Source organism: Algoriphagus sp. NF, from assembly GCF_028823735.1.
Classification (GTDB): domain Bacteria; phylum Bacteroidota; class Bacteroidia; order Cytophagales; family Cyclobacteriaceae; genus Algoriphagus; species Algoriphagus marincola.
In genome coordinates, this window is sequence record NZ_JAPEIB010000004.1 from 38,946 (window position 1) to 57,281 (window position 18,336).

Consider the following 18,336-nt stretch of genomic DNA (forward strand, 5'->3'; position numbering starts at 1 on the left):
AAGACTCGATGAATATGAATAATCCTTTATTGGACAAATTTGAAGCACCTTTTGAAACAGCACCATTTAACCAAATCAAGACAGAACACTTCCTGCCCGCTATCCAAAAGTCAATCGAACTTGCTAAGGATGAAGTAAAAGCTATCAAAGCTTCCCCTTTACCAACTTTTGAAAATACTATTGAAGCTTTGGACCGGGCTGGGGAAAAGCTTGGAGTGATTGCAGGAATATTTTTCAATCTGAATTCTGCAGAAACCAATGAGGAGATCCAAAAGCTTGCGAGGGAGATTTCCCCACTTTTGACAGAGCATTCCAATGATATTCTTTTGGATAAAGAACTCTTCGAACGAGTTGAGCAAGTTCACTCTCAAAAAGAGCAGCTTAACTTAAGCCCGGAACAAGAGACGCTTTTGTCAAAGACTTATAAATCTTTCGTGAGAAATGGAGCAAATCTCAATGAGGAAGACTCTCAAAAGCTTCGCAAAATCGATCAGGAACTGGCTCAGCTTTCTCTGAAATTCGGAGAGCACGTGCTAGCTGAGACCAATCGGTATGTACGATTTGTAGAAAATGAATCCGAGGTAGAGGGACTTCCGGAAAGTATCAAAGAGGCTGCAGCACAGACTGCTGAAGAAAAGGGAAAAGCAGGACAATGGGCATTTACGCTGGATTATCCTTCTTATGTCCCGGCCCTGACTTATTTGAAAAACCGTGAATTGCGTAAAGAACTTTTCATCGCCTACAACACCAAATCTTCTAAAGGCGATGAATTGGATAACAAATCGGTGATCAAAGATATCCTCCAACTTCGCTATGAACGAGCCAAACTACTTGGATATCAATCACATGCCTATTTCGTACTGGAAGAGCGGATGGCAAAAACTCCAAAAGAGGTATTGGAGTTTCTGGAAAACTTGCTAGAAAAAGCAAAGCCGAAAGCAAAAGAAGATGTGTCTGAAGTTGCGGCTTTTGCCAAAAAACTGGACGGAATCGAAAGACTGGAACGATGGGACTTTGCCTACTACTCCGAGATGCTCAAAAAAGAAAAATATGAGTTGGATGATGAGCTACTACGCCCCTATTTTCAATTAGAGAAGGTCGTAGATGGAGTATTCCAAACAGCCGGAAAGCTATACGGGATTCAGTTTACACCAAATAAGGACATTCCTGTTTACCATTCAGATGTGACAGCCTATGAGGTCAAAGATCGAGATGGAAAGCATCTAGCTGTATTTTACGCGGACTTTTTCCCTCGGGCTGGAAAGCGCAATGGCGCTTGGATGACTAGTTACAAGGGCCAATATCAATTAGAAGGAAAAGATCACAGACCCCATGTTTCCATTGTCTGCAACTTTACCAAACCAACCAAAACCAAACCTAGTCTCCTGACCTTCAATGAGGTAACGACTTTATTTCATGAGTTTGGACATGCGCTGCATGGCATGCTGGCAAATAGTAATTACTCTTCGCTGTCAGGCACGAGCGTCTATTGGGATTTTGTAGAATTACCATCCCAGATTTTTGAAAACTGGTGCTACGAAAAAGAATGCTTAGACCTATTTGCAGTTCACTTTGAAACCGGAGAAAAAATCCCACAAGAATTAATCGATCGAATCAAAAAAGCTGCAAACTTCCAACAAGGCTATCAGACAGTTCGTCAGATCAGTTTTGGACTATTGGATATGGCATACCATCATCAGGATCCATCCAAAATCGAAGATATAGCAAGCTTTGAAAAGCATGTAATGGAAAAGACGGACTTGCTACCAAAAGTACCAAATACACTCATGAGCACGGCTTTTTCCCATATTTTCCAAGGTGGCTATTCAGCTGGCTATTACAGTTACAAATGGGCAGAAGTGCTGGATGCGGATGCTTTTGAGTTGTTTTTGGAAAAAGGAGTCTTCGACCCTGAGACAGCTGAATCCTTCGCTAAAAATATCCTTTCAGCAGGTGGTACAGAGCACCCTTCCAAACTATATCAGCGATTTAGGGGAAGGGAACCCAAAGCAGATGCCTTATTGAAAAGGGCAGGTCTGATTTAAATAGCAAAACCTAAGCAACATAAATATGAAGAAAAGAGGAATCTGGGTTCCAGCCTACGTAAAGGCACTTTTAGTGATGATTTTCATCATTGTGACAGTTTTCTTTCTAATCGTCGGAAAGAGCATTTTAGTGCCGCTGTTTATGGGAGGTTTTTTTGCCATTCTCTTCACTCCAGTCAGTAATTGGCTGGAGTCAAAAAAAGTCCCACGAACATTATCCTCCTTTGTTTCCCTTTTATTGATGACACTTGTAGTAGGAGGACTTTTGTACTTCATCATTGGAAATGTAGCAGCCTTCTCCAATGATTTTGATAATGTATCAGGAAAAATCTCCAACTATGCCAGTGAGATAGATGAATGGACAAAGTCCACACTTGGAATGGATTATGCCATCCAGGAAAAGGCAGACTTTGAATACATCAAGAATGTCTTGGATGAGCATAGTTCAAGCATTTCAAATTTTGCCTTGAAAACGGTAGGTTCCTTGTCTGGAATTGTATTGATTCCTGTATTTATGTTTTTTCTGCTTCTCTATCGAGACCATCTAGCGCAAATGATGATAATGATCTATAGAGATCATGACCCGACGCTAGTAAAAATGCGAATTACAAGCCTTCGAAAAGTCATCCAACATTATATCGTGGGTGTGGGGAAGGTGATGATCATTTTGGCGATCATGAACGTATCTGCCTACACAGCTCTTGGGATTAAGCATGCTATATTTTTTGGAGTTTTAGGCGCCATTCTTAACATCATTCCTTACGTAGGCCCTTTCTTTGGAGTACTTCTTCCTATTGTTTATTCATTCCTGACCAAAGACAGTCTATTTTACCCGATTGCTGTTTTGGTAATTTATCAGATTATCCAAGTGATCGAGGGAAATTTCCTTACCCCAAAAATCGTCGGAGGGAATGTCAATCTCAATGCCTTCATTACTTTCTTGGGCCTTCTGATAGGCGGAACCATCTGGGGAGTAGCTGGAATGATCTTGGTCATACCTACCTTGGCGATATTAAGAGAAATATTTGATCTGAGTGAGGAAACAAAGCCGTTCGCATTTATGTTGGGCGAAGATAAAAGTGATAAAAAGGAAAAGCCCAAACCAAAAGATGAGATACCTGCAGATTAGTTTTTTGCTGATAGGATTTCTATTCACAGTTTCCTGTGATACAGACGAGGATAAGAAAGGTCGTTTTCTCCTAAAAGGAAATGAAAAACTTGATGAAAACGACCCTCGATCTGCCATTCAGTTTTATGCCGAAGCACTTTCAATTGACTCCTCTTATGGAGACGCCTGGTACAATAAGGCTATGGCCCATATCCAGCTAGGTCAATTTCAGGAAGCAACATTGGATTTTTCTGAAGCCATTCGATACCTAGAGAAAAAGGATCAAGCCTATTTTCAGAGAGGCCTAGCCTACTTGGATAATGGTGAATTTTACAAAGCCCGAGAAGATGCCTTTTGGATGCAGGAGAATCAGGCAGAGAATTGGGAAGGATTCTTTTTGGGAGGATTGGTTTTTGAAAAACTCGGTGAGTTTGATAAGGCTATCGATTCCTTTGGGAAAGCCTTAGAACTAAACCCTGAAAATAGCGACCTGCTCGTGAATCAGGCTACAATTTTTTACTACCAAAAAGACTTTTCAAAAGCTGATTCACTGCTGGATAAAGCACAAGAAATCAATCCCTTGGAGCCTAATCTTCATAACGTCAAATCGTTGATTGCCTTTGAAAAAGGCAAGTACCAAGAAGCTCTTGAGGACGTGGAGAAAGCTATTTCATTGAATACCTCCCAGCCTTATTTTTATAATAATAAAGGTCTTTATCTCTTGTATTTGGGAGATCTGGAGGAAGGAATAGAATTTATCAACAGAAGTTTGAAAATGAAGGAGGACAACCCATTTGCTATTCGCAATAAGGGTATTTATTACGTTTTGAAAGAAGATATTATTTCGGCGAGGCAACTTCTAGACCCTCTGTACAAAGACTATCCAGAAATGGAATTATTAGAGGAATATTATCTAAAAGCTCAGAATTGATGGCTTTTTGCAGAAACCACCTCTTTGATTGCCTTCAATAGTTCTGCTGCATCAATCGGCTTCGCTACAAATCCATCAAATCCGCTGGATTCAATTCGCTCCATGATTTCAAGCTTTGCTGCGGCTGTAAGGGCTATAATCGGGATATCTTTTATAGCCTTGATGCGCTCAGTAGCTTCAAACCCATCCATGACCGGCATTTGAATATCCATCAAAATACAATCGTAATTTTTAGACTGAACTGCATCCACTGCCAAGCTTCCATTTGGTACTCGATCGTAGGTGTAGCCCCACTTCTTAATGATTTTGCCCAAGACTAGTGCATTGACGTCATTATCCTCCGCCATCAAAAGATGCAGCGTAGAAAAATCACGGTTAAATCCATTAAGGATTACTCCTTTGGGAGTTTGATCTTGATCAAGTTCAAATTCCATATCAAAATAGAAGACAGATCCTTTTCCTACTTCGGACTCCAGGGAAATGTTTGATCCCATGAGTTTCAAAAGTCTTCGGGTTATAGATAGCCCAAGGCCTGTGCCTCCATATTTTGAATTGAAACTAGGCTTGACTTGATCAAAATCGTCAAAAATTCTTTCCTGATGCTCTTTTGCAATTCCTACTCCTGTATCCTGCACCTCAAAATGGATCTTGATTCGATCTCCTTTTTGTCCCAAGAATTTAGCTCTTACATCTACCTGACCTTCATGAGTAAACTTCAAGGCATTGGTAATCAGGTTATTTAGAATTTGAGAAAGACGGGTTTTATCGCTCTTTACAATCACATTGAGATTCGGATCTATATCGAGATTCAATTGATTCTTACTATCTCTAGCGTGGAAAGCAAGTCCTTTCAAGACTTGGTTAATAGTTTCCGAGAGATGGAAAGGAGCATTTTCTATGGATAATTTACCTGCCTCTATTTTTTGGAAATCGAGTAGATCATTGATCATGATGATCAAGTTATCCACTGCAAAACTGATTGTCTGAAGCGTGTTCAACTGGGAATCAGTTGGATTCTCTTGTTTCAACGAATAGACAGATCCCGAAATGGCGTTCAAAGGAGTGCGAAGCTCGTGACTAATCATGGATAAGAAGTCTGACTTGATTTGACTCGCCTTTTCAGCAGTTTGACGGGCATCATCCAATTTGGACTCAAACTCTTTTTGATTGCTTATGTCAGTCAGGTAGCCGTACCAAACCATATCTCCATTTTCCAAAACCTGAGGACGGGCTGCTCCCATGACCCATCTGAATCCGCTTGGTTCCTTCTCATCTCTAACTCGGAATTGACACTGCCAAGGCTCCAGCTTACGCGCAGATGCCACAGTACTCATGACCAAGTTTGGAATGTCTTTCGTGTGTACCTTGGTAAGGGCTGAGGTGATATCGTTGAATTCTTCGATTTCTGACTCGGATATTCCAAGAACAGATGAAATTCCCTTTGATAGGAATGAGAAATTCATTTTACCATTCTGATCCAAAACCAACTGGTATAGCCCGCCAGGCACTTGCTCGGTCAAGTTGATCAAGAAATTGCTACTCTCCTCCAGCGTTTTCTCAAGGGAACTCTTCTCAGTAACATCTTTGAACGAATATATCCGATAGGAATCCTTAGCTGTCTGATGCAGCTTACAGGATAATTCCAAAACTACAGATTTACCGTTTGGAAAGCTCGCTTCTCCAAGCCATGGTTTGATTTCATTGCCATCCTGATGAGAGGCAAGCCAAGATTGCAAAAGACTACTTTCTTCAAAAACTTGACAGAGGTCATCCAAACTCTTAATCTCCAAATCTTCAGTATGAAGTAGGTTTGAAAAAATCTGATTTTGGAAATAAAACTCTCCGTCTCCCTTTACAACCAAAATGGGCTCGGCTGAAAGTTCGAGGAAGCTTTTGAATAATTCCTTTTCGTCTTCAAGAAGCTTTTGGGAAGTTTCGTCAATCAAGGCGCCAACCCAAAGATCCTTTTCATCTGCCCCTTCCTCTTTATTCATCAAAAGACTAAAAAATCGCTGCCCCCAAGCAAATTTCTTTTCTACCTGATCGATATTGATACTTTCCTCGGAAATAGACTTGATCTTCTCCAAGAGCGACTTTCGATCCTTTTTGGAAGAAACCCCAAATTTTGAGAGGCTTTTTTTATCCCAGTCAATCTTGTGTTCAGTAGCATCAAATTGAAAGGCAATAGCTGGTCCGTAGATAGCCGCCTTTTGCTGAAGCTCCAGTTCCTTTTTGATGGCTTCCTTCTCAGCCAAGCTTTCCGAGACATCCCGAGCTATCAAATTGAAGTTATTCTCAGAAAACTGAACAGAGAATTCCAAATATCTGAATTGCCCATCTTTTCCTTTGATCTTGGCATGGAAAAAGGTTTCCATTTGCTGCGCTTTCCCCTTTTTCCAAATCTTTCTAACCCTTGTCAGATCATCTGGATGAATCAGGTGGCAAAGATCTCCCTGCAATAATTCCTCGGCATGGTAACCAAGTACAGGAAGCACAGCAGGATTGAGATAGGTCAAATAGTCATGCTTTCCGGCAGCCAATAAATCCAGTTGACGTTTGAAAAATTGCTGAATCTCAGGACCTGAAGGAAGGCCTTTTGCCCTCAATTCCTTGCCTTTGTAGAAAAGGAAATAATTTGTCCCTGCATCCTGCGGAAGCTCCAGCCGAAAAGAAAACTCACGACCGTCATGAACTAGCTGAAGCTCCTCTTTGAAAATATAATTGCTAATATCTAAGCCCAATCCTATAAGGCTTTTTTCATTCAGGCTAGACCCGATAGATTCTTCAAAGGATTCATTGGAGTAGAAAATACTATAAGGATAGGTATCATCAGCCAAAAACACCATCTCTGATGACTCAAAGATGAGCTTTTTGAACGTGCTGTTGATCCCTTTTTCTTTCATTTTTGACAGGATGGACGACTTTAAGGCTAAATTTTCTTGATTTGGGTGATTAAAAGCCTGATCGAGCCGTAAACATACAGCAATTTGCATTTCATAGCAAATTTTTTACTTTTCAAATCAAATATTTTTCTAAAAATTTACAAAATATCCGATTTTTGCCCATAAGCGAGTTCGAAAGCCATCCCGAAAGAATCCGTCTGTCCGGTAATCAATGCTATATTCCAGTTTTTGCTGTTTGGAAATTAGCTTTCCTATTGTGGTGACCAAGCGGTTTTCGATATCAAAATCTCCTCCTTGGAGTGAAAAAATCGGTTCGTTTGACAAAACCAAGTAGTATTCACCTGGGTCCAAATCTTCCCCCTGAAGTGGAATATCAACAGCTAAGCGGTAGCGAAGTCTAAATTCTGTAGCTTCTCCATCCGTAAAAGTTTGGTCAGTTCTGAATCGATGAGCAATACGAAAGGTCCTATTTCTGTCTAGAAGAGCAAATTGCTGAACCACACGAAAAGCATTTGCTCCATCTTGGAATCGATAAAAAATACCACCAGCGACACTGCTGACTGGACTGAGTGACCAACTGTAAAAAGACATCAAATCAGTTCGATAGTGTCTAAACTGCCAGCGCTCAGACTCCTCATCCAGATTTCTGAAAATTATTTCCTGATTTTCTACTTTGAAGTTTAGCTTTTGTCCATTTTTAAGACTTTTCGTAGCCGCAAACTCAGGGAAAAATCCAGTAAAAAACACATGTTCTTGGGCCTTTGACAGATTTACAAAACCCAGCATCAAGGAAATCAATACTAATTTTCGCATCAAAAAATCAAATTATCCATTATCCTAACTTCTACTTCTTGCTGCGAGATAAATGTGCCACTGTGATCAAAAAGCCCTTCCCAAAACTTACTAATCTCCCCTTTTAGCTTTCCGGTGTATTCTAATTCATACCTGATGACAATTCCTTCATTTTCGTCTTCATCAAAAAAATCTTCCAAATCATCGCTTTCACCTGAATATTGAATTTGTAGGCGATTGATTTTATAATCTTCAAACTCAGACTGTAAATAATCTCTAATACTAGCCCGAATAGACTCTTCTAGCTCCTCAAAGGGTATTTCAATCTCTACGTCTACAATTGCTCCCAGGGTATCAAATTTTACGCTATGGAATCGTTTTTCCCACCAAAACTTTCCCTCATAAGCTCTGCCTTCATTTGAAAACTCCTCATACCATTTCACTTTCTTTTTCCCTTCAAAGGCATCGTTCAGCCAATCAACAGCAGCCGAAGGAACATCCTTTTTTTTGACGCCTTTCTCTTGTTCGATTTTCTTTTGAGCAAAAGAAACTTGATTGAGGCCAAGGGTAAAAAGGCCGAAGAGTACTATTCTTAAGATTGGATTCATCATTTTTTCTAAAATAAAAAAAACCGTCACCAAAGATTGGCAACGGTTAATTTTTTATAAGGTTTTTAAGCTTAAAGTATTCCTGCCTTGATCAAATTTAAAGCAGAACCTGCCTTAAACCATTCAATCTGACCTTCATTGTAAGTATGATTTACAAGGAACTCATCCTTAGTTCCATCAGCATGAGTAAGGACCACCGTAAGCGGTTTATTTGGTGCAAACTCGGTCAAGCCTAAGATATCAATAGTATCATCTTCCTGAACTTTGTCATAATCAGCTGGATCATCAAAAGTCAAGGCAAGCATTCCTTGCTTCTTAAGGTTGGTTTCATGGATTCTGGCAAATGATTTTACCAAAATGGCTCTAACTCCCAAGAATCTAGGCTCCATAGCTGCATGCTCTCTAGAAGAACCCTCTCCATAGTTTTCATCACCAACTACTACAGTACCAATACCCTCTTCCTTGTAGTGCCGTTGGGTAGCTGGTACCTCTCCATATTCACCCGTGATTTGATTCTTAACTTTGTTGGTCTCGTCGTTGTAGGCATTTACAGCTCCGATCAACATATTATTGGATATATTATCCAAGTGACCTCGGAATCGCAGCCAAGGACCTGCCATGGAAATATGATCTGTAGTACACTTACCTTTTGCTTTTATAAGCAATTTGAGGCCTTTCAAATCAGTACCTTCCCAGGCAGGGAATGACTCCAATAGTTGTAGTCTGTCAGATTTTGGATCGACAATTACATCAACTTGAGAACCATCTTCCGCAGGAGCTTGGTATCCAGCATCTTCTACTGCAAATCCTTTGGTAGGCATTTCCAAACCTCTTGGCTCATCTAGTCTTACTTCTTTCCCCTCTTCATTGATCAAGGAATCAGTCATTGGGTTGAAAGTCAAATCCCCGGCAATGGCCAAAGCCGTCACGACTTCTGGCGAGGCTACGAAGGCATGCGTATTAGGATTACCGTCAGCACGCTTCGCAAAGTTTCTATTGAAGGAAGTAATAATGGAGTTCTTTTCTTGCTTTTCAGCTCCATGACGTGCCCACTGACCGATACAAGGTCCACAGGCATTTGCAAGGACTACCCCTCCCATTTTACCGAAGGTGCCCAAAAATCCATCTCGCTCTACCGTATATCTCACCTGCTCTGAACCAGGCGTAATAGTAAATTCGGATTTAGCGACCAATTTCTTGTCCACAGCTTGCTGCGCCAAAGACGCCGCTCTGGAAATATCCTCGTAGGAAGAATTGGTACAAGACCCGATCAAACCGACCTCTAGTTTAGCCGGCCAGTTGTTTTCCTTAACTGCAGCAGCAAACTTAGAAAGTGGCCAAGCCAAATCTGGTGTGAATGGTCCATTGACATGAGGCTCAAGCTCTGAAAGGTTGATTTCGATCACTTGATCAAAGTATTGCTCAGGGTTTGCATATACCTCATCATCACCTGTCAAGTGCTCGGCGATACCATTGGCCAATTCAGCGATATCTGATCTGCCTGTACCGGAAAGGTAAGCAGCAGATTTTTCATCATAGCCGAAAATGGAAGTGGTGGCACCGATTTCAGCACCCATATTACAGATGGTTCCTTTACCCGTAGCAGAAAGAGAGCGGGCTCCTTCACCAAAATATTCTACAATCGCTCCAGTTCCTCCTTTTACGGTAAGAATCCCAGCAACCTTAAGGATTACGTCTTTTGCTGAAGTCCAACCTGACATTTTTCCGGTCAGCTTCACACCGATCAATTTTGGAAATTTCAGTTCCCAAGGTAAGCCAGCCATCACGTCACAAGCGTCTGCACCACCTACACCGATCGCGACCATACCTAGACCACCAGCATTAGGTGTGTGAGAATCTGTTCCGATCATCATACCTCCTGGGAAGGCATAATTTTCTAAAACCACCTGGTGAATAATACCGGCTCCTGGCTTCCAAAAACCAATTCCATACTTATTGGATACAGAGGCCAAAAAATCATAAACCTCTTTGTTTTTGTCGTTTGCTTTCTGAAGATCTTTCGCTGCGCCTACTTCCGCCTGAATCAGGTGGTCACAGTGAACTGTAGATGGTACAGCTACCTGGTCTTTACCAGCTTGCATAAATTGCAAAAGGGCCATCTGCGCAGTGGCATCCTGCATAGCTACTCGATCGGGCTGAAAATCCACATACGATTTTCCCCGCTCGTAGGCTGCCGTGGCAGGCCCGTCAGAAAGGTGAGAATACAAGATTTTTTCAGTCAAAGTCAAGGGTTTCCCTACAGCCTTACGAGCTGCAGCAATACGCTCCGGATACCGGGCATATACCTCTTTGATCATTTCAATATCAAAAGCCATTTAATTGGATTTTAGGTGGATAAAAGGTTCTAAATTATTAAAGCAAATATAGGAATTTAGGTCAAAAATCGGAAACCAACCAAATAGCGAAAGAAGCTGTCTATCCTTATTTGAAACCAATCCAAAGAGTGCAACTCCTTGCTTTTTTAGGAGAAAAAAAAGAAAAGGCAAAACATCAGGTAAAGGAACCCTCCCAGAAAAAGCCAAGCCGTATATCGAATCAATTGAGATGCTTTGATTCCCGTAATTGCCAATAGTGGCAATGCCCAAAATGGCTGAAGTAAATTGCTGATTTGATCTCCGTAGGCAAAAGCTAGAATACTCTTCGCAGGATCAATCCCCAGGGCCTGAGATGCTTGCATGATAATCGGGCCTTGTACAGCCCACTGCCCACCGCCGGATGGGATCAAAAGGTTGACAATGGCGGCTGAAAATAAGGTAAATACACCCAAAAGGCCGGAATTTGCATTATCTATAAAAAGAGAGGCTAATAAATCAATCATGCCTGATTGAGTCACCATTCCCAAGATTCCAGCATAGAAAGGAAACTGAATAAAAATATCTGTGGCACTTTTGATTCCTTCCCCCACTGCTTCACTGAACCTATTCAAGTCTCGATATACGAAAAGTGTAAAACCGAAAAGTAGAAAATTCACCAAGTTAAGGTTTAGAAAACCTAACCCAGAACCTGATTCAGACCATATCAATGAAATGAAAACCAATAGAAAAAGGAAACCCACTATCATACCTTTAGACAGAAAACTTCCCACCGGAATAGGACGGAGAGGGTGGCTATATTTTGGTTTTTCTGCAGTTTGATTTTTTGAATTGAGCCATAGAAGTATGAAAAGAAAAACCACCACCAAACCTCCTGTAATCAGCAAATTTTCTAATGAGAAAATGGTTCGGTCTACTGTCACTTGACCAATAGTATCACTTAAAAAATGATCCTGCTCCGCTACTTTTAAGGTTGCTGACCCTGAAAGACCTCCGTGCCAAACTGCCATTCCGAGATACCCGGCCGATGCTAAAAGTGCAGAATTACAGGCTATCGACTTTTCTTCCATCGCCAATGAAACAAACCTCGCCAGCAGCGCTCCGACTACAAGACCAAAGCCCCAATTTAGCAATCCAGCACCCATGGTAATTAGGGCCGTGAATAAAACAGCCTGCAGTGAAGTATTGGGTATTTTAGATATTTTCTTCAAAAACGAATGAACTGGTTTAGCCAAGGCCAAGGCATAGCCAAAAACCAAAATAATCATCATTTGAAGGGTGAACTCCAAAAGACTAAAAAAACCATCCTTCCAGGAAAATACAGTTTGCTGAATGCTTGAAAGAAAATCATTGCCGTTTTTCAGCGACAGGATTAAAGCCCCAGCGAACACAAAAACAGTCAAAATAAGTACGATATCAAAGGGGCTAGGGAAAGTGAGGCCTCGCGTATTTTTTTTCAATACCAAATAGTTTCGGAGTTAGAAATATTTACTGTAATATTAGCTTATAATCGCTCAAAACAAAAAGGAAAGGGTTCCCCCATACGACCTAAATCCATGGATTTTAGTTTTAATGCATTTTCTGTTTCCTTGATAATCAGCAGCTTGGCTGTAATGGGTATTTCGGCTTCAATCGCCTTCCGATTGGACACCACTACCCGATGGATCGCTATGACCATGTTTTTCATCACAGTCTGGGGATTTTTTTACGGGTTGGAGCTTGCATCCACCACCTTAAAGGACATGCTGCTGTGGGTGAAATTTGAATATATCGGAATCTCTTTTGCACCCGCCTTATGGTTGATTTTCACCTTGAAATATACCGGATATAGAAATTGGGCGAAGCCACCGGTGCTGATTGGTTCTTTTACAATTCCAGCAATCACCCTTTTGATGGTTATATCAAATGAGCTACATGGGCTTTATTATGAAAAAACATTTCTTGTCCTCGACGGTCCTTTTCCAATCATGGGGATTGAAAAAGGACCCTATTATATCATTCATGTGATTTACTCGTATGCGGCATTCTTGCTTGGAACGATAATTCTTTGGAGACGCTTTGAAAAAGCTGATCAACTTTTTAAGAATCAAACAAAACTTCTGATTGCAGCAGGTGCTTTTCCAATAGTCTTCAACCTTTTTTACCAGACAGGTGTAATTAAGCTTTTTGGCTATGTGGATTTGACCCCTTTTGCCTTTTTGTTTACCTATTTGGTCTTAGGGATAGCGATTTTGCGATATGGGCTTTTCAGTATCAAGCCTATTGCACAAGGCAAAATCATGGAGGCGCTGACGAAAGGCGTGCTGGTATTAAATAGCTCCAATAAAGTGGTTGATTTTAACCCTACAGCTAGAGCCTTCTGTGCTGAACCTAAGAAAATCAGGATTGGTGCTACTCTTGAGAGTATTTTCTGGAAAGAAAAAGCAATCCTTGAGCTATTCAATGGTTTTGAGCAAAAGTCTATCGTCCACAAACCAAGCTTTGGGGATACAACAATCCGAGTAGAGATTATCCCAATTCGTGATAAGGAAATGGAGGATTTGGGAAATATCCTTCTGATCGATGATATCACAGAAGAAATCAAAACCAATCAGCAATTACAAAAACAGAAAGAAGATCTTCAGCAACTGAATGATTTGAAAGATAAGTTTTTTAGTATCATATCTCATGATTTAAAAGGTCCCATCTTCGGAGTCAAGGAACTTGTTCATATGACACAAACTGGCCTCATCAGTCAAGATGAATTTCTAGAGATGATGCCTGAAGTGTCTAAAAACATGGAGCAGGTCGCCATTTTACTGGAAAACTTGCTGGCTTGGGCTTCCAGTCAAATTCGTGGTGAACAGGTAGATATTCAACAGTTTGACATATTGCCACTAGTCAACCAGCAAAAGAAACTTCTGAATCGCTTAGCAGAGGACAAAAAAGTTAAAATTGAGATTGATATCGAAGAGTCAATAAGAGTCTCGGCAGATCGAAATATGATTGATTTGGTGCTCCGAAACTTAATCACGAATGCCATTAAATTTTCTCGAGCTGGAGATCGAATTCTTTTAAGTGCTTCTAAAGAAAAATACCAAGCAAAAATCTGCATCAAGGATTCTGGAGTCGGAATCAGCAGAGAGAATATTCAAAAGATCCAACAAGGTGAATCCTTCACTACCCGAGGTCTCAATAATGAGACTGGAACAGGCCTAGGACTGGTTCTTGTCAGAGAGTACATTTTTAAGAATAAAGGAAAGCTTGAAATCGAAAGTGAAGAAGGCAATGGTAGTACTTTCTGTGTGTATTTACCGCTAGCAGATTAAGTCATCTACAGGCTGAGTAAAAACTTCAGTGTATCCTCGCCATCAGCATAATCTTCCGGACCTGGACTCTGAGCTTTCCCGAAAGGTATGGCTTCTTTAAAAACTTCCGTATTCCCTACGACGCATTGAATTTTATCCAACTGACTGGAAATAAGGCGCTCCAATTCCTCCATCCCATCATACACTTCATAAAACAGCACCGAAATAGGTGATACTAATTGTGAATCCTGCTTCAGAAGTAGAAATCCATTATCTAGGTGAGGCTCATTATTGACCAAATAGATGGATTTATTGTATTCATAATTATTATGGTATTTGTGATGATCACCAACAGATGCATACACCTCCAAGAGCCCAAGTACTTTCTCTAAAATGTCATTATTTGGAACAAAAACCTTGGAAACATTTCTACATCCCAGTCCAAAATATAAAAACACATCTTTACCCAAATCCAGAATCTCCTGATCGGTTTCCTGACCGGTCAAAATGGCTACAGAAGTCCTGTTTTGACGGATAAGGGAGGGGTATTTTCCAAAATAATAATGAAAGTATCTGGAGGAATTATCACTTCCCGTAGCGATGTAAGCATCCTTTGCTTTCAGCATCTCAGATATTTGAATATTGGACTCAAAGGAAGGCTCTAAACTGATGAGTTGATCAATCAGCCACTTCATCAAAACCGTATCAGCAGAACTAAGCTTGGCACTGATTGTATGACCTGATAGCAAGACGCAGGCTAAATCATGAAAACCCACTGCCGGAATATTACCTGCCATCAAAACTCCGACATCTTTGGATTCTCCCTCAGTTGGAAGTTTATACTTTTCCAACCAAGCCCGAATGGATTTCTCCTCGAGCATAAAGGCTAGGCCTTCGAAAGCTCGTTTACAGTTTTCCAGCGTAAACCAATTGTTTTGATTTTGTGCCCGGTAAAACAATTCGTTTTCTTCTTCTTTTAGTAAATCTTGGATTTTGTGCCCTAGTTGGACAAATGCTTGGATACGTCTTTCTGGAGAAATCATCTTACAAATTTACCAGATTGCGGTAAACTGGATAGAATTATTTTAAATTAGTTAGCATGACAACTTTTTTTTGTGGGTCTGTGTTTAGCTTGTTAATTTTGGAAATAAATTTCGATCAATATGGCAATTATGATTACGGACGAGTGCATCAACTGTGGTGCCTGCGAGCCAGAATGTCCAAATACAGCAATTTATGAAGGTGGAGTCGAATGGACTTGGGGGGGAGGAACTTCTCTCAAGGAAGTGACTTTACCGGATGGCACTGTAGTAGATGCTAATGAAAAGCAAGAACCTGTTTCAGATGAGTTCTACTACATCGTCACTGAAAAATGTACCGAGTGCAACGGTTTTCACGAAGAGCCTCAATGTGCGGCAGTTTGCCCTGTGGACTGTTGCGTAGACGATCCTGATCACCGTGAAAGTGAAGACGAGCTCTTGGCCAAGAAAGCATTTTTGCATGCAGAATAAAAGGAGGTTTAGCCTCCTTTTTTCATTTGTTGCTGATAAACAGCAGTTTATTGCCATTTTTTGACCATTTCTAAAAAATTTTTACTTCAATCCTTTGAAAACTAGGAAGGCTTTTGCCTATCTTAGTTGCAAATAAATACCCAGCACCAAAAAATTAATTGAATTGTGGAAGATCGAAGAGGTTATGATCGGGAAGATATTTTCTCGAAAAAAGTAAAAGCAGGTAAACGTACTTATTTTTTCGACATCAAAAGTACCAGAGGAAATGATTATTACCTGACTATCACAGAAAGTAAGCGAAAAACAAACGGAGATTCTTTTTCTTACGAAAAACACAAAATCTTTCTTTACAAGGAAGATTTTTTCAAGTTTGCAGAAGCGCTCAATGAATCTGTAGAGCATGTAAAAAATGAACTTCTCCCAGATGTGGATTTTTCTCAGTATGAAAACGAAGAAGAGGAAAACAGCTATCGGGATGAACTCCGGTGGGAGTAAATATTGACTGAGTTTGTTTCAAATTTTGAAATAGTATATTAGAGGAGGCTTTGGCCTCCTTTTGTGTTGTATGCAGCGTTTTTTTATATATCTGATTATATTTATTGCAGTCTTTCTGCTTTTCGGTTGGTATTTCTCCAATATCACCCTTTACCTGATTTTATCCCTTATCCTGGCAGCCTTACTGAGACCTCTTACCAACCGGCTCAACGACTTCCATGTCATGGGACAGCATATCCCAAGATGGACCGCCATTTTGGTTTCTTACATCGCCATTATTTTGTTTTTAGTATCCATCGGACTGCTATTTTTCCCACTGATTAATAATCAAATCTCCATCCTGAGTTCGCTTGATTATGAAGAACTCTACGAACAGGCCAAGATCCCTATTTCGAGGTTGGAAGACTGGCTCATCAATTACCAATTGATAGATTCTCCGCGTGGTGAGTTATTTGATCAAATTCAAAAAACCTTACTGGAAACCATAGCAGGTATAGATGTAGGAAAATTCATCAGCTCGATTATCAATACGGCAAGTAGTCTATTTATTGGACTTTTAGCAGTTGCCTTTATCACTTTTTTCCTTTTGTTGGAAAATGGACTTTTCAGAAGAAATGTACTGAATCTCATACCGAATCCATACTTTGAACTTTCTGTAGCCACTTTTACTAAAGTCGAAAAGTTATTATCAAATTACCTGACAGGCCTTTTTATTCAAGTTATAGTGATTTTTTCGATAGCAAGCCTTGGGCTCACTTTTGCAGGAGTAGAATATGCACTGACTATAGCCCTTTTTGCTTCAGTAGCTAATTTGATCCCATATGCAGGCCCGATCTTAGGTGCAAGTTTTGGAATAGTTGTAGGAATATCTACCGGAGACTACGCAGGAAGTACAGAGATCAATTATCTCATTTTCAGGATTTTGTCTGTATTTGCTGTGGTACAGATTACGGACAACATACTTTTACAACCCCTGATTTTCTCAAAATCCGTCAAAGCGCATCCCCTTGAAATATTTGTTGTTATCTTTGCCGGAGCAAAAATAGCCGGGGTTCTGGGGATGATTTTCGCCATCCCTGTTTATACGATTTTCAGGGTTTCGATCATGGAATTCTACCAAGGCTATCGCTCCTATCAAATATTCAAAATCAAATCCTAGAATAAATGGCATTACAATGTGGCATTGTAGGACTACCCAATGTAGGTAAGTCCACTTTGTTCAACGCACTCTCGAGTGCCAAAGCCGAAGCGGCAAATTTCCCCTTCTGTACCATCGAACCAAACGTCGGTGTAGTAACTGTTCCTGATAAGCGACTCAATGTACTAGAGGAGCTTGTTAATCCTCAGCGTGTATTACCTACAGTGATTGAGTTTGTCGATATCGCGGGCTTGGTAAAAGGTGCGAGTAAAGGTGAAGGATTGGGTAATAAATTTCTGGCAAATATCCGTGAAGTTGACGCGATCATTCATGTGATTCGATGCTTCGAAGATGAAAACATTGTCCATGTAGCAGGTAGCGTTGATCCGATTTTTGACAAGGAAGTCATAGATACAGAGCTCCAATTGAAGGATTTGGAATCCATCGCTAAAAAAATTGCCCGGATCGAAAAAGTAGCCAAATCCGGTGATACCAAAGCGAAGAAAGACCTAGAAATACTTCTACGATTCAAAGAAGGGCTAGAAAGCGGCTTGAATGCCCGTGCTATCGAAGTTGAGAAAGAAGATTTGGAAGCAGTCCGTGATCTTCACCTACTTACCATCAAGCCGGTTCTTTACGTAGCCAATGTAGATGAACCCAGTATTCTCACAGGTAATAAATACGTAGAGACCCTTCGGGAAAAAGTAAGTGAAGAAAATGCTGAAGTCATCGTACTCTGTGCAGCGATTGAATCCCAAATTGCAGAATTTGATGATCCTGAGGAAAAGTCTCTTTTCCTTTCCGAATACGGATTAGAAGAAAGCGGGCTAAATAGACTCATCTCTGCCGCTTATTCACTTTTGGATTTGATCACTTATTTCACAGCTGGCCCACAGGAAGTACGCGCCTGGACTATCAAAAAAGGCTGGAAAGCTCCACAGGCAGCTGGAGTAATTCATACTGATTTTGAACGTGGATTTATCAAGGCAGAGGTAATCAAACTAGCCGATTACCAGCAATTTAAGTCTGAGGCTGGATGTCGTGAAAATGGAAAAATAGCCATTGAAGGGAAGGAATACGTCGTAAAAGATGGAGATATAATGCATTTTAGGTTTAATGTTTAACATTTTTTCAAAAAAAATTGTACTTTTGCCTTGCTTATCCACCCAAAATTGCGTTTAGTAT

Annotated in this window: 14 protein-coding genes; 8 read left to right on the forward strand and 6 right to left on the reverse strand. The window is 40.5% G+C overall.

Features of this window, described 5'->3' with window-relative positions; translation table 11 throughout:
* Positions 1-14 precede the first annotated feature (14 nt).
* The 3 genes from OU792_RS02715 to OU792_RS02725 are packed head-to-tail and all read left to right on the forward strand — an operon-like array spanning position 15 to position 4,084.
* Positions 15-2,045, forward strand: coding sequence for a M3 family metallopeptidase (locus OU792_RS02715; RefSeq protein ID WP_274669393.1), 2,031 nt, complete (start codon positions 15-17; stop codon positions 2,043-2,045).
* A 25-nt stretch (positions 2,046-2,070) separates the two neighbouring features.
* On the forward strand, positions 2,071-3,174 hold the full coding sequence (locus OU792_RS02720) for an AI-2E family transporter (protein ID WP_274669394.1): 1,104 nt from the start codon (positions 2,071-2,073) through the stop codon (positions 3,172-3,174).
* Positions 3,155-4,084 carry a tetratricopeptide repeat protein gene (locus OU792_RS02725; RefSeq protein WP_274669395.1) on the forward strand — a complete coding sequence of 310 codons (930 nt, stop codon included), beginning with the start codon at positions 3,155-3,157 and terminating at the stop codon, positions 4,082-4,084. Before OU792_RS02720 ends, OU792_RS02725 begins: the two co-directional genes overlap by 20 nt.
* Here OU792_RS02725 and OU792_RS02730 read toward each other — a convergent pair.
* The 5 genes from OU792_RS02730 to OU792_RS02750 all read right to left on the reverse strand — a co-directional run bounded on the left by OU792_RS02730 (position 4,075) and on the right by OU792_RS02750 (position 12,180).
* Positions 4,075-6,987, reverse strand: coding sequence for an ATP-binding protein (locus OU792_RS02730; protein WP_274669396.1), 2,913 nt, complete (start codon positions 6,985-6,987; stop codon positions 4,075-4,077). The genes OU792_RS02725 and OU792_RS02730 overlap by 10 nt on opposite strands.
* 129 nt (positions 6,988-7,116) lie before the next feature.
* Complete coding sequence (locus OU792_RS02735; RefSeq protein WP_274669397.1) at positions 7,117-7,800, reverse strand: DUF2490 domain-containing protein; 684 nt, start codon at positions 7,798-7,800, stop codon at positions 7,117-7,119.
* Positions 7,800-8,390, reverse strand: a complete 591-nt coding sequence (locus tag OU792_RS02740) for a hypothetical protein (RefSeq protein ID WP_274669398.1) — start codon at positions 8,388-8,390, stop codon at positions 7,800-7,802. The genes OU792_RS02735 and OU792_RS02740 overlap by 1 nt, the downstream gene beginning before the upstream one ends.
* 68 nt (positions 8,391-8,458) lie before the next feature.
* Positions 8,459-10,723, reverse strand: coding sequence for an aconitate hydratase (locus OU792_RS02745; protein ID WP_133392018.1), 2,265 nt, complete (start codon positions 10,721-10,723; stop codon positions 8,459-8,461).
* A gap of 146 nt (positions 10,724-10,869) precedes the next feature.
* A complete protein-coding gene (locus tag OU792_RS02750) occupies positions 10,870-12,180 on the reverse strand; it encodes a TIGR00366 family protein (protein ID WP_274669399.1) in 1,311 nt (436 codons plus the stop codon).
* Between the two features lie 96 nt (positions 12,181-12,276).
* On the opposite strand from OU792_RS02750, the gene OU792_RS02755 reads away from it, so the two are divergent.
* Positions 12,277-14,028, forward strand: a complete 1,752-nt coding sequence (locus OU792_RS02755) for a sensor histidine kinase (protein WP_274669400.1) — start codon at positions 12,277-12,279, stop codon at positions 14,026-14,028.
* A 5-nt stretch (positions 14,029-14,033) separates the two neighbouring features.
* On the opposite strand, the gene OU792_RS02760 is transcribed toward OU792_RS02755, so the two are convergent.
* Entirely contained in the window at positions 14,034-15,050 is a 1,017-nt protein-coding gene (locus tag OU792_RS02760; protein WP_342453722.1) for an acyl-CoA reductase, read from the reverse strand.
* Positions 15,051-15,170: 120 nt separating this feature from the next.
* Between OU792_RS02760 and OU792_RS02765 the strand changes: the two genes are divergently transcribed.
* From OU792_RS02765 to ychF, 4 genes are all read left to right on the forward strand, one after another.
* Positions 15,171-15,518: a 4Fe-4S binding protein gene (locus OU792_RS02765; protein ID WP_026945927.1), complete on the forward strand. Its 348-nt coding sequence runs from the start codon at positions 15,171-15,173 to the stop codon at positions 15,516-15,518.
* 165 nt (positions 15,519-15,683) lie between these two features.
* Entirely contained in the window at positions 15,684-16,013 is a 330-nt protein-coding gene (locus tag OU792_RS02770) for a DUF3276 family protein (protein ID WP_026945928.1), read from the forward strand.
* Positions 16,014-16,083: 70 nt separating this feature from the next.
* Complete coding sequence (locus OU792_RS02775; protein ID WP_134202071.1) at positions 16,084-17,172, forward strand: AI-2E family transporter; 1,089 nt, start codon at positions 16,084-16,086, stop codon at positions 17,170-17,172.
* A 5-nt stretch (positions 17,173-17,177) separates the two neighbouring features.
* Positions 17,178-18,275, forward strand: a complete 1,098-nt coding sequence (gene ychF / locus OU792_RS02780; RefSeq protein WP_274669401.1) for a redox-regulated ATPase YchF — start codon at positions 17,178-17,180, stop codon at positions 18,273-18,275.
* The last annotated feature ends 61 nt before the right edge of the window (positions 18,276-18,336 follow it).

Bases quoted from the DNA above. Each gene is read 5' to 3' on its own strand.
- OU792_RS02720 (WP_274669394.1), top strand. From the start codon at position 2,071: ATGAAGAAAAGAGGAATCTGGGTTCCAGCCTACGTAAAGGCACTTTTA.
- ychF (WP_274669401.1), top strand. From the start codon at position 17,178: ATGGCATTACAATGTGGCATTGTAGGACTACCCAATGTAGGTAAGTCC.
- OU792_RS02715 (WP_274669393.1), top strand. From the start codon at position 15: ATGAATAATCCTTTATTGGACAAATTTGAAGCACCTTTTGAAACAGCA.
- OU792_RS02725 (WP_274669395.1), top strand. From the start codon at position 3,155: ATGAGATACCTGCAGATTAGTTTTTTGCTGATAGGATTTCTATTCACA.
- OU792_RS02740 (WP_274669398.1), bottom strand. From the start codon at position 8,390: ATGATGAATCCAATCTTAAGAATAGTACTCTTCGGCCTTTTTACCCTT.
- OU792_RS02775 (WP_134202071.1), top strand. From the start codon at position 16,084: ATGCAGCGTTTTTTTATATATCTGATTATATTTATTGCAGTCTTTCTG.
- OU792_RS02760 (WP_342453722.1), bottom strand. From the start codon at position 15,050: ATGATTTCTCCAGAAAGACGTATCCAAGCATTTGTCCAACTAGGGCAC.
- OU792_RS02745 (WP_133392018.1), bottom strand. From the start codon at position 10,723: ATGGCTTTTGATATTGAAATGATCAAAGAGGTATATGCCCGGTATCCG.
- OU792_RS02735 (WP_274669397.1), bottom strand. From the start codon at position 7,800: ATGCGAAAATTAGTATTGATTTCCTTGATGCTGGGTTTTGTAAATCTG.
- OU792_RS02765 (WP_026945927.1), top strand. From the start codon at position 15,171: ATGGCAATTATGATTACGGACGAGTGCATCAACTGTGGTGCCTGCGAG.
- OU792_RS02755 (WP_274669400.1), top strand. From the start codon at position 12,277: ATGGATTTTAGTTTTAATGCATTTTCTGTTTCCTTGATAATCAGCAGC.
- OU792_RS02730 (WP_274669396.1), bottom strand. From the start codon at position 6,987: ATGAAAGAAAAAGGGATCAACAGCACGTTCAAAAAGCTCATCTTTGAG.